The 10,089-nt window shown below is 58.9% G+C and carries 8 protein-coding genes; 2 read left to right on the forward strand and 6 right to left on the reverse strand.

Features of this window, described 5'->3' with window-relative positions; all coding sequences use genetic code 11:
* Positions 1–424 precede the first annotated feature (424 nt).
* The 5 genes from IP83_RS07370 to IP83_RS07390 form a co-directional block, all read right to left on the reverse strand.
* A complete protein-coding gene (locus IP83_RS07370) occupies positions 425–1,717 on the reverse strand; it encodes an MFS transporter (RefSeq protein ID WP_082364568.1) in 1,293 nt (430 codons plus the stop codon).
* A gap of 279 nt (positions 1,718–1,996) precedes the next feature.
* Positions 1,997–3,334, reverse strand: coding sequence for an FAD-dependent oxidoreductase (locus tag IP83_RS07375; RefSeq protein ID WP_054121572.1), 1,338 nt, complete (start codon positions 3,332–3,334; stop codon positions 1,997–1,999).
* Positions 3,335–3,468: 134 nt separating this feature from the next.
* Entirely contained in the window at positions 3,469–3,948 is a 480-nt protein-coding gene (locus tag IP83_RS07380) for a DUF3237 domain-containing protein (RefSeq protein ID WP_054121573.1), read from the reverse strand.
* A gap of 33 nt (positions 3,949–3,981) precedes the next feature.
* Positions 3,982–5,553 (reverse strand): carboxylesterase/lipase family protein, encoded by a 1,572-nt coding sequence (locus IP83_RS07385; protein WP_156309619.1) that lies wholly within the window; start codon positions 5,551–5,553, stop codon positions 3,982–3,984.
* 161 nt (positions 5,554–5,714) lie between these two features.
* On the reverse strand, positions 5,715–6,626 hold the full coding sequence (locus IP83_RS07390) for a LysR substrate-binding domain-containing protein (protein ID WP_197274311.1): 912 nt from the start codon (positions 6,624–6,626) through the stop codon (positions 5,715–5,717).
* Between the two features lie 101 nt (positions 6,627–6,727).
* On the opposite strand from IP83_RS07390, the gene IP83_RS07395 reads away from it, so the two are divergent.
* Positions 6,728–7,537 carry an SDR family oxidoreductase gene (locus tag IP83_RS07395; protein WP_054121576.1) on the forward strand — a complete coding sequence of 270 codons (810 nt, stop codon included), beginning with the start codon at positions 6,728–6,730 and terminating at the stop codon, positions 7,535–7,537.
* Positions 7,537–8,520: an NADPH:quinone reductase gene (locus IP83_RS07400; RefSeq protein ID WP_054121577.1), complete on the forward strand. Its 984-nt coding sequence runs from the start codon at positions 7,537–7,539 to the stop codon at positions 8,518–8,520. Before IP83_RS07395 ends, IP83_RS07400 begins: the two co-directional genes overlap by 1 nt.
* 61 nt (positions 8,521–8,581) lie before the next feature.
* Here the strand turns inward: IP83_RS07400 and IP83_RS07405 are convergent, their stop codons facing one another.
* Positions 8,582–10,030: a sulfotransferase gene (locus tag IP83_RS07405; protein WP_054121578.1), complete on the reverse strand. Its 1,449-nt coding sequence runs from the start codon at positions 10,028–10,030 to the stop codon at positions 8,582–8,584.
* Positions 10,031–10,089 lie beyond the last annotated feature (59 nt).

Below are 10,089 nucleotides of genomic sequence, written 5' to 3' on the forward strand. Positions count from 1 at the left end.
TAACCACAACCGTCGAGGCTCTAATCAGAGCTGGATGAAAGTCCCGTGGCAGGTCAGGTGTCATGCTGTCGGCTTCGGCAATCTGGGGCCCGTGGCTGTCCGAACTCTATCCCTCTCATTTGCGATCGACAGCCGCTTCGATCTACAACTGGGGACGCGGACTCAGCATGATGGCGCCGCTTATCACTGCTCCGCTAGCGGGCGTATTCGGCCTCGGTCCCGTCATGGCGCTTGCTTCGATCTGCTTCCTCATGGCGGCTCTGATCTGGAGGACACTGCCAGAGACAGCGCTTTCGCAAGCTGACGTCGCTGGCGTTTAAAGCCGCAGGTCTTTCCACCTTGGGCGGATCATACGCAGGCAATCGCGTCCATCGGGTCCGCTGATTTTGGACGATAATGCCTAAGCCACAGAAATTCGGAACGATCATTCCCGTGTTGTTTCTACAGCGATAAGGAGGCCCGGTAAGGTACTCTGTATCGCTTCGCTGGTTCCCCAGGCGATCGGTTCCACTTTAGGCAGGATCCCGATCCAGCCAATCAGGCCCAGCATATTAATCGATCCTGCCAGCAAGAACGCCGTGCCATAGGAGCCGCCCCCTGCATCGATGAGGACGCCCGCGAATAGAACACCGATGATCCCGGGCATGTTGCCCATCATGTTCTGCACACCCACCCAGCGAGCTGCGGCACTCGGACCCGCCATGATTTGGGGGATCATGAAATAGGCTGGTGACGAGAAGCCGAGGAACATCTCGTAGATGAACAGCAGTGCAATGCAGGCGGTGATTGACATGAATGGCATTGCAAGCATGCATAGCAATCCAGCGATATGCGCTGCTGCCAAAGGCAGCTTAAGCGTGAGCGATGGGGACCAGCCGCGCTGAATTGCCTTGTCGAACGCCCAACCTGCCAAGAGTGCGGCGAGAGCATTGACCAGATAGGCGCTCGATACCACCGTCGCCATTTGGGACATCGAGTAACCACGCTGCATCTCAAGATACATCGGTAGATAGCCGAGAATGAAGTACCAATTCCAGTTTCCTGCGAAATGGCCAAGTGAAGCACCCCACAAGGCCCTTCTGCTCAGGATTTGGCGCAGATTGACCATGTCCTGCTTCGCAGCCTCGGCGGGCTTGATCTCGCTGATGCGTACACGGCTCCATGGCACAAGCCAGAGCAGCGAAACTGCGCCAAACAGAATGAATGTTGCCCGCCAGCCCCACAGTGCCATAAGGAAACCGCCGATCAGCGTTCCTGCAGCTGGCCCGACCAGATAGCCAAACCCGATCACCCCGTTGGCCAATCCCATCTGTCCGCGCGGGACATTGCTGGCGATGATCTTTGACGTGGTCGTGAAGGCTACGCTCTCACCCATTCCGAGCATCATGCGGAGCACAAAGAGCCCGAAAAAGCTCTCGACAAAACCGGTCAGGAAGGTCGAGGCCGACCAGAGCAGCGCACCAATCCCAAGCACAAGCTTTCCGCCAAACCGATCTGACAGCGCACCTGCTGGAAGCTGGCAGAAGGCGTAGGCAAAGTAGAAGCCTGCGGCCAGAACACCGTAAGCCGTTGCTGAAAGATGCAGATCGGCACGGATCAGGGCAGCACCCGTCGCAAGGTTCCCGCGGTCGACATAATTGATGAACAAGCTGGTTGCCATCAGCGCGACAAGGATGAGCGGAGTGGTTCTTATCGATGGATGCGTCTCAATCGACATGGTGGGGCTCGCCTTGGTCCAAAACCTGCGTCGGTTGCGCCGACAGCACGGCTCTAATGATGCCGATCCTGAGCAGCGCAGCTATCCGTTGAGATTCGTATCGCCCACAGATCTTCACGAATTTCGGTAAAAGTGCCCCCTGAGCGTCTGAAATTACGATCATATTTTATAGCTGTGAGTTGGCGACATGGATCCAGTCTTTGTTGGCCGTCAGTATAGTTCAATATTTCGAAGATTATGGAAACGTTCGGGAAAAAAGGCCGCCCAATCAACATGGCATCAATTGCCAGCAGCTGATTGAAGGACTGGTGCATACTCCGAAAGGTTCTCGCGCCCCAAGCCTTTGACGCCGCGGGCAGTGAGGATTGCAACAACCTCAGCCGGATCCACGGCCTGAACAGCGACCTCTCTCGCATTGGCGATGACCGCAGCGACCCCCACGGCCTCCCCCATCGCCATGCATTGGGGCATGCCGCGCACCGAGGCAAAGGCCGCTGGATCGGCGCATACGAGCCGACCGGCAAACAACAGGTTCTCAACCTCGCGCGGCACCATGGCGTCAAAGGGGATGGTATAGTAGCTCCCATGCGCAACGATTGCGTCATGCGTCATCGATGCATCGGCGCGCATGACATCGTCTATCGGATTATCGCAGCAAACGATGCCACTCGCAAACCTTGCAGCCCCGGCAAGATCGCGCGCGAGAATGCGTTGCACGGCCTCAAGCTTTCGGGTTTCGCGAACGCCAATCGTTGGGCCGAGTTCGCTCATGCGCGCATTCTCGAAGCCTGGAACACTGTCGATCAGGAACCTTGCCAGTTGATGGCAACGCCGCCGACCCTCCTGCGTGGCCTTGGCCACCTGCTGCGGATCAGTTCCGTCCACCCCGCGGATGTGCACTGAGTTGCAGAAGATGGTGTCGCGGTGGAAGCCACGCATCAGGTAGAGCTTGGCAAGATCGGGATGCAACCGGCTCTCAGCGATGCCGCGCGCAGCATCCGACGTAAAATAGGGATCTCCGTGGACGAAGACCTGCTCCCACGGAGCCCCCAGCATAGAGAAGGATAATGTTACGCCCATCATGTTGCCGTGCTCGTCGCCGAGCGTGAAGGGGACGCCGGCCTTGGCGGATATGTCGCCATCGCCCGAGCAATCGATCACCACGCCTGCCTCGATGGTCAGCGGTCCTGTCCTATCGTAGCAATTGATCGCAGCAATGCGCCTTGAATCCATCACAGGCGAACCCGCGAACGTGTTCAAATGGACTTCGACGCCGGCATCTTCCAGCATCTGAAACATCGCAAACACAGCCGCTTCGTGATCATAGACGACCTCTGGCCCAAAATTGGCGAGCACAGAGGGACGGATCTCGGCAAGCGGCGGCTGCGCGAAGCACAGCCTGGCGGTCAGCGTATCGAAAACGCCGCCGATACTGCGGCCAATCGGAAAACCACCGCCCCAGGGCATGCCCGGGCAAAATGCCATGACGCCGCCAATTTTGCTGGTTCCCTCAATGAGCCGCACGTGCGCACCCTGGCTGGCAGCAGCGTAAGCAGCGCCAAAGCCGGCCGTACCTCCGCCGACAACCAGGACATCTGTCGATATTCTCCGCTGCATGACTCTTGGCTGTCCTTAAAAGGGCGGGTTGCGCAAAGGGGCAACGCGCGCATCAGAATTTTGCAGTGCTGACCTCCGAGGCGTTTTCGGCAGGGAACGCACGGCTCGAAACGTGATCATTCAAGGCTCCCCAGTCAGCTCGAGTGTCCGACTTGTGCTCTGGTCTGCATGATGGCGAAAAGAGCATAGACCACACCGCCGGGCGTTTCCCGCGCCTCTCCCGCCGCCAGGGTGAAATTAAGCCAGTCATAGCGCGGGTCGCCAGTCGAGAAACTGGCCTGAACTTGAAACTGGGTCTCGCCGAAGGCTGTCTCAAAGCCAGCATCCAATTTTGCAGTCACTGCATCGCTGAAGCGATAGAGGCCATTGTAGCGCAGATCGATGATGGCGCCGTCGTCGGTTTCCAGAACCTTGCGGACATCCAGCTGTGCCAAACCACTTTCCCCGACCAGCATCCAATCTCCGCCGCCATCAAGAATCCGCCCTTTGACGCGAGGTCCAGAGAACGTGCCAGCCTTGATTACGTAGGTGATGCGTTCACCAAACGGAGTCCGGCCAACCTTGTAGGTCTCCACGCCGTTGGAAAAGGTCATGAGCGGCTCAAGATGAAGCATGGCAAATCTCGGATGATACAGAACGGAAGCGGATCAGCGTTCGGGCGGCAGCAAGGTGCAAAGGCTGGCAAGCGGCTGCTCAATGGCGACAAGCGCTTCGCCAAGATCGAGCAGGCGCGGTGCCCGACCACGCCAATCAGGCCATAGCGGAAGCTGCGGTCCGTTGGGATTTCCCGAGCGCGCAAAGTTCAACCAGTAGCGCTGAATCATTTTGGACAGCGCATGATCCTTGGTGGTGGACCTCAACCAGGCATCGTCCTGTCCAAACACGTAGGGGATTTCGGCACCGTGATAAGCACCTAGCCCGTGCTCGCCCGGTCTCACTTTCTCAAAGCGATAGACAAAAGTCCGGCGGCCCTTCGCTGCCGTGGCACTGGCAAACCGCGCCGCCGGGCAATGAAAAGACTGATTGGAGCTGACCGCATTGAGACGCGCGGGCAGATCCACTGCAACTCCATCAAGCAAAGCCGAAACTGCTTGCCGACGAGGGTACGACAGGCCCTTGAGCGCAACTGCGAGATCGCGCTCCTGCCCGGCTTTCTCCTTGGGCTGGTACATCAGGTTTTCATCCGCATTGCTGCCGATCAGCAGTGGGACGGTGGATCGTTGGGGGCGCTTTGCCACCGGCGCATAGAAATGCCCTCGCAGCTTGCTTGCTTCCAGACTGATGATGTCCTGCCATGGCATGGCACGCAGGCTTTGCGCACTGGCCTTGGCTCCGAACAGGTCGATGGCAAGAGCCTGCGCCGCGCGGCGCGTGATGAAGGCAGGCGCTGGCAAGTACCCGCTCTGAATGATCGCCCGTGCTATCAAGCTCTTGGCCTGCGGCATCGCGGCCAGCAAAGCAATGTCCGTCCCGCCGGCGGACTCCCCGAACACAGTGATACGCGAAGGATCGCCACCAAAGTGAACGATCTGGGCCTTGATCCAGCGCAATGCAGCAAGTTGATCAAGCAAGCCCTGCTGGCCGATGGCGTCTTGACCAAGCGCTGGGTGCGCCAAGAAGCCGAGCAGGCCGAGCCGGTAGTTGATCGAAACGAAGACAACGCCTTGCCTCGCCAGAATGGTTCCCATGTAGTTCGGCTCATGCGCGTAGCCGTTCGCGTTCGAGCCGCCGTGGATCCAGACCATCACTGGCAAAAGCTTCTGCGCGGGAGAAGATGATGGGTGCGGTGTCCAGATGTTGAGATAGAGGCAGTCCTCGCTGATCTGCGCCGGTCCGCTGATCACGGTGGGTTCGGCCCCCATCGCCTGGGCCACGCTGCGGTACCACTGCGCGTTACCATCACCCTGGGCGCAGGCCGGAGCAAAGCGCGTCGCATCTATAGGGCCGGGTGCCAGCGCCAGCGGGCGCGGCGGTTTCCAGCGAAGCGGCCCAACCGGGGGCTGTGCATAAGCGATCCCGCGGAACGATGACACGCCGTCAGTTTCGGGGATGCCAATAATTTCCGACTGCCCAATCCGCACGACCGGCCCGGATTGGGCCATGGAAGAAACGGGACAAGACGCAAGGATCGCAGCCGAGAAAAGCAGAAAACACGCGGCACTGCGGCGCCTACCTTTCGGAGCGCGCAACTGCAGGTCAGGGCCGATTTCAGCAGCCAAGGTCACGGCCTTCCCATGTGCTTCTGCCTACAAAGGGCCCAAGTATGCTATCAGCGCCGACGCTCATGGCCTGCGCATGCTTGGTAATCTGCATCAAGCTCGCATCGCAAGAACAGCCTCGCAAAGGACTTCTCATTCACCAATGCTGAGAAAATCTCACGTCACTCCTCGCGCAGCGGCGCAAGTGAGGGATCGTTCTCGACTTGCTGAATGACCCATCTGCGAAACGCCCTGACGTGAGCACTATCCGCCCGCGTCTCGGGACTGACAACGTACCAGCTGACATCCGGCCGCACATCGTGATCCGGAAAGGGGCGGACGAGAACGCCGGCCGCAAACTCTTCCGTGGCATAGGGCTGCATCGCAAGAGCTACACCATGCCCTCGCGCCGCCATCCGCAAGGCATGGTCGTAGCTGTCAAAGCGGAGACCATCGTCCGGGTTGACCGTGGCCACACCATGCTTGTCCAGCCAGATTCGCCAGTCGCCCTTAGATGAATAGACCTGCAAAATCGTTTGCTGGGCAAGGTCTTCGACTGACGCCAGCGCCGCGGCTATCTGCGGCGTGCAGACAGGGAATATCCGCGGCGTGAACAGATAGGACACATGGAGCCTTGCGCCTGCCGGCTTGCCGATCACCAGCGCGACATCGCATGCATCGTCAGCAAAGTCGGCATCTTGCTGCGATGTGACCAGGCGAATAACCAGTTGCGGGTAAAGCTTCTGAAACTCCTGGATTCGAGGCATGAGCCACCGCACCGCGATCGTCGAATACGTCTGGATCGTCAGTTCATCCGGACGTGTGTGCCGCTTCAGCGCACGCATACCATCGTCGATCTCGAGGAAGGCAGCATGGACGTATCTATGAAAGGCCTTGCCCGCCTGCGAAAGTTCAATTCCCTGCGTGCTGCGCATGAAAAGCAAAACGCCGAGATAATCCTCCAGAAACTTGATCTGGTGGGAAACCGCTGACGGCGTAACATTGAGCATCTCGGCTGCAAGTTTGAAACTACCGGTCTGACCGGCAGTGTGGAACGTACGCAAGGCGTTGAGCGGTGGCGGTACATTTCGCATTCTGTTAAGTCTGACATGAGAAATGCTCAACGCCAAGCCAGTATTCATCGTTTGCTGATAAGCCGGGAAAGCCTGAACCGGCTGGCATCGCGATCACGCAGATGAACGGTAAAGCTCAAGTGCAAACAGCCATTATCTCCGCCGGGGCGAACGGCATCGGCCTTGCCATTGCGCGCTGCATGAGCAGGCAAGGCTGGCTGGTCTACGTCTGTGATCAGGATGAAGACGCGATTACACAGCTGCAGCAAACAGATCCAAGCCTTGCAGCATTCGCCTGCGATGTCAGCAGCCGCGATGCAGTTAGCCGCTTCTACCACGCTGTGAAGGCGGATCTGAACGCCAGAGGCCTTGCCGGCATCGATTTGCTCGTCAACAACGCGGGCATCGCTGGGCCAACAGCACGACTTGAAGATCAGCCTGTCGACGCGTGGCTGCGAACCATCGACATCAATATCAACGGCACATTCCACATGACCCGCGAGGCTATCCCCTTGCTGCGCTGCCAAGCGCCCGGTGCTTCTATCATCAATATGAGCTCCAATGCAGGGTTGTTTGGTTGCCCGCTGCGCGGGCCTTACGTAGCGAGCAAGTGGGCTGTCATCGGCCTTACCAAGACACTGGCAATGGAACTTGGGCCCGAAGGGATCAGGGTCAACGCGATCTGTCCGGGCTGTGTCGAAGGCCCCCGGATCGATCAGGTCATCGCGGCCGATGCCAAGGCCAGAAGCTTGCCGATCGCCGAGGTAGAGGCAGAGTACAAAAGGCAGACATCCTTGCGCACATTTGTAACCTGCGACGACATTGCGAACATGGTGATTTATCTCACATCGCCCGCCGGGCAGCGGATTTCAGGCCAGGCGCTTTCGATAGATGGACACACGGAGGGACTTTCGATGGAAATGGCAGTTTGATGCGCGCTGTCTGGTATGAAACGACAGGCGCTGCAGATGCTGTTCTGCGCTGCAATGTGCTCGATGATCCGCTGCCTGGTCCTGGCGAAGTCCGGGTTCGGATTCGCGCGTCCGGGGTCAATCCTTCGGATGTGAAGGCGAGGAGCGGCGCACGCGGGCCAATCCCGTTTGCCAGGGTGATCCCCCATTCGGATGGCGCAGGCGAGATCGACATTGTCGGCGCCGGTGTCGATGCAGCGCGGCTCGGAAGCAGGGTCTGGTTGTGGAACGCGGCGTGGAAGCGCGCCAACGGCACGTGCGCGGAGTATGTCTGCGTTCCTTCCGAACAGGCCGTTCCGCTGCCGCCAAACACCAGCTTTGAAGCGGGGGCCTGCCTCGGCATCCCAGCGTCCACCGCCTGCCACGCCGTGTTCGCTGATGGTGACGTCAGCGGCCAGACCGTGTTGGTCACGGGCGGCGCCGGGGCCGTCGGGCATTATGCCATCCAACTTGCGCGGTGGGGCGGGGCGCACGTGGTGGTAACCGTGAGCGGAGACGAAAAGGCGCAGATTGCCACTGCGGCAGGTGCCCATGCTGTCGTCAACTACCGGTCGGCCGACACGGCTACAGCCATCCTCGATGCGACCGGCGGCCAGCGCATTGATCGCATCGTGGAAGTTGAGTTTGGCGGAAACCTCGCAACAAGCGCGGCTGTCCTTGCGCCGGGCGGTGTGATTGCTGCCTATGGTTCGATGGCCGATCCCACGCCGCAACTTCCGTTCTATCCGCTGATGTTCAGCCACACGACGCTTCGGATGATGCTGGTCTACGCACTAACGGCAAACGAACGAGCCAACGTGGTCACCCGGCTCAGCAGCGCGCTAGAGGCAGACGCTCTGCAGCACCTGATTGCTGCCCGCTTTGCCCTCGATGAAACAGCGAAAGCGCATCAAGCGGTCGAAGCCGGGACGCTGATTGGCAATGCGGTGATCGGGACCGACTGAATGGGCTGGCAGCAGCCGAGGATGCTGCCAGTCAATACGCAATGCCAGCCAATGGCAGGCCTTACGGGCCATCCTGCCCCGCAAGCGCGTTCTTGAGCGGTGCGAGCCATGGCTCGAAATTCTTCCAGACGCCGGCACCGTCGCGATTGATCGGGCGGCGGACTTGCTCCGAGCTCGGCGTTCGAATTGCCCGCCGGGTTTGATGGAAATCGACACAGGCTTGTTCGAAAGGAAGGCCGCAATGTTGCAGGATGCGGCGAACCTGCGCTTCCAGATCGTCGATCACATCCTCATGCTGCACACGCAGCACGCGGCCGGGAAGCACGGTATCCCAGTGATCCATAAGCCGCACATAGTCGCGATAGTATCGGCCGATATGTCCAAGACCGTAGGAGAAGTCCTGGCCTTGCGCGAAAAGCTGTCTGAACACGGAAAAGCCGCAGTCCATTGGATCGCGCCGGGCATCGATGATCCGTGCGTTGGGCAAAATCAGATGGATTAAACCGATGTGCCGGAAATTGTTCGGCATCTTGTCAATGAAGCGGGTCTTGCCTTCGCGGCGATGAACCATTGTCGAAGCCATATAGCTTTCGCCCAGACCAGACAATTCGGCGGGTGTGAGTTCCATCAGGTTGGCAGGGTAGCGATCTTCTTCCTCCGCCGCTTGCCGCCCATTGAGCCGGGAGGCGATGGCCATGATATCGGGAAGCTCGGTTGTTCCCTCGACCTGGCTGTGCGAGGCCAGGATCTGTTCCAGCAGTGTCGAGCCCGCACGTGGCAACCCTACAATGAATATCGGATCTTCTGCCGCGCAGCCCGATCCAAGCTTGGCAGAAAAAAGGCTTTGAGAGCAGTGCTCTATCTGATGGTCGACTTCATAAGTAACTGAATCAGGTTGATAACCCAGGATTGATTGGCGCAAGTGATTGCCACGGGCATAGCAAGCAAACGCGCTGGCATGATCGGCGCGGTCCTCATGGGCTTTCCCCAGCGCAAAACACAAATGAATGCGATCATCTGTCTCGGTCGTGGCCTTGGCCTCCTCGGTGGCCATTGCAACCAGCTCATCGTCGGTGAAGCGATAGGTCTTGAGATTGGCAAGGCTCCAGTATGCATCGCCGAAATCGCGCTTCAGGCGATAGGCGTGCCGATAAGCATTGACCGCGTCATCGATCCGCCCAAGCGTCTTGTAGGCGTGGCCAAGTGTAAGACTGACGCGGGTGTTGGTCTCGTCCTGTCGCTGGATCGTCTTATACTCGGCCAGCGCGGTCTCAGTCTCGCCAATCTGCAATAGCAGATTTGCCCGCAGCATACGAAATTGCAGATTATCCGGTTCGCTTGTGAGGACTTCTTCCGCCTCGCTCAGCGCGCGCGCGTAATGGAAGCGCTTGCTGAGCACATCGACCAGATCATATCGTGCCGGGATATAGCCGGGATTGAGCTGTTTGCACTTCTCGAGAATAAACTGCGCATCCTCATATTCGCCCAGTCTTGTGCCCAGCTCGGCCAATAGCGTAAGCGGTGTTCTCAGGCCACGGTGGTCCAGGTCATGAGGTCACCGACGGCGTT

It is taken from the genome of Novosphingobium sp. AAP93, assembly GCF_001296055.1.
GTDB lineage: Bacteria > Pseudomonadota > Alphaproteobacteria > Sphingomonadales > Sphingomonadaceae > Novosphingobium.

Excerpts from the sequence above, each read along its gene's own strand:
- IP83_RS07370 (WP_082364568.1), bottom strand. The coding sequence starts at position 1,717 with ATGTCGATTGAGACGCATCCATCGATAAGAACCACTCCGCTCATCCTT.
- IP83_RS07390 (WP_197274311.1), bottom strand. The coding sequence starts at position 6,626 with ATGCGAAATGTACCGCCACCGCTCAACGCCTTGCGTACGTTCCACACT.
- IP83_RS07395 (WP_054121576.1), top strand. The coding sequence starts at position 6,728 with ATGAACGGTAAAGCTCAAGTGCAAACAGCCATTATCTCCGCCGGGGCG.
- IP83_RS07375 (WP_054121572.1), bottom strand. The coding sequence starts at position 3,334 with ATGCAGCGGAGAATATCGACAGATGTCCTGGTTGTCGGCGGAGGTACG.
- IP83_RS07400 (WP_054121577.1), top strand. The coding sequence starts at position 7,537 with ATGCGCGCTGTCTGGTATGAAACGACAGGCGCTGCAGATGCTGTTCTG.
- IP83_RS07380 (WP_054121573.1), bottom strand. The coding sequence starts at position 3,948 with ATGCTTCATCTTGAGCCGCTCATGACCTTTTCCAACGGCGTGGAGACC.